Origin of the sequence: Curtobacterium pusillum (assembly GCF_013359865.1) — a bacterium.
Lineage (GTDB): Bacteria > Actinomycetota > Actinomycetes > Actinomycetales > Microbacteriaceae > Curtobacterium > Curtobacterium pusillum.
In genome coordinates this window covers 1-1,576 of record NZ_JABMCE010000019.1, presented here as the reverse complement: position 1 = coordinate 1,576, position 1,576 = coordinate 1, and the positions used below count along the sequence as shown (strand labels likewise).

2 protein-coding genes are annotated in these 1,576 nt (G+C 67.2%); both read left to right on the top strand.

Going from position 1 to position 1,576, the window contains the following annotated elements:
* A partial coding sequence (locus HP507_RS00145; protein ID WP_175349881.1) for a hypothetical protein occupies positions 1 to 585 on the top strand: 585 nt, incomplete at its 5' end.
* Positions 586 to 692: 107 nt separating this feature from the next.
* Positions 693 to 1,576: fibronectin type III domain-containing protein (locus tag HP507_RS00140; protein WP_175349880.1), on the top strand; the 884-nt coding region annotated here is incomplete at its 3' end.

The window sequence follows — 1,576 nt, the reverse complement described above, 5'->3', positions numbered from 1 at the left end:
GGGTCTGCGCAGCCGGTCGAGCAGACGGTGCCGGTCCGGGTGACGCCGTACCCGACCGAGATCGAGGTCACTTCCGACACGAAGTTCACTCCGGGCGAGCACGCCGAACTCAGTGGTACCGCCACCCCGAACTCCGGGTTCATCGCCTACGACGCCGGCTATCCGAGCGCAGGTACGCGTTCACAGGTCGTCCGTGTCGACGATCAGGGGCGGTGGACGTGGACCAGCGTCGTCGCGTCCGATCGGTACGTGAACTCCTACCGCGCGACGTTCACCCTCGGCGAGAAGGGCCGGCAGGCGATCGACCTGGAGGCGGACGGCTTCGCGACTGAACTCGCCGTCGATGCCGGCCAGTCCTACACGCCGGGCAAGACGGCGGTGCTTCGCGGCACGGGTACCCCTGGAGGACGGTTCGTCGCGCAGCTGCAGTACGGCCAGTTCACGGACCGGGCGCTCGTCGACATCACGGGGGACGGATCGTGGGAAGTGGCGACCAGGCGGCCGGTCTCCGAAGGAACGCTCAGTGCACTGCTCACCGGAGCCGAGGGGGTCCGTGTGACCGCGGAACTCCTTGCCGAGGCATGACCCCGAGCCACGCCTCCCCTTTTCCTCGGGTAATATCTGAGATTCAGTATGGACAATTTCCAACGACGAAAGGCACGAATCAAGTGACTACCACTACGCATCGACGATTGGGCGGGATCGCGTTCGGTCTCGCCGTGACGGCGGTACCGATGCTCGCGCTTCCCAGCGCTTCCGCCCAGGCCCAGCCCAAGAACGAGGACCAGCCCGTCCCGTTCATCCTGCAGGTCGAAGACCGGTACTTCGGCAAGAGCAACCTGGGCTTGGCGACAGTCGCATTGCAGGAGCGGACGTGGGACGACGCCGTCGGCGCAACGATGGCAGTCACGGTGCCCCAGCGAGGCGCAGGGGGCAACGTCCGCGTCGTCGACGAGCAGTTCCCGGGCGATGCGGGGCAGTGCCTCGGGGTCCGCGGAACACTCATCTCCTGGTCGACGGACGCCTGCATTCCTGCCAACCACTTCCACCTCGAGGCCGACGGGTCGCTCAAGCACGTCGACACCGGCCGGGAACTGACCGTGCGGGCGGGGAGCGGTGGTTCTCACTTCCTTGCCATGGGTCTGGACCGCGACGACCCCGCGATCTTCGTCGGAGACGAGGCGCGGAGTGAGGCGCCGGGACGACCCGGCTATCCGGTGGTCCAGGTGGAGGGAGAGAAGACGATGATCTCTTGGACCGCACCCCAGATCGGCGGGAAGCCCGATCTGTACCAGGTTCAGGTCGACCAGGGCGGTTCGCAGGAAGTGCCGGCCGCCGAGGACCGACTCTCGCTCAGCGATCTGACGGTCGGCGAACACAGGGTCTCGTTGGCGGCTGAGAACGCCGTCGGTGCCAGTGAGCCGGTGACCACGACGTTCTTCGTGATGGAGACCGCGGTCGATGCCGTCGACGGCGAGAAGCGCACGGCGCGTGTGTCGGGGACGGCGCCGGAGGGGGCCGAGATCGAGGTTGATGGGGTCCGGGTTGCGACGGCTGATGGTGCCGGTGCCTGGTC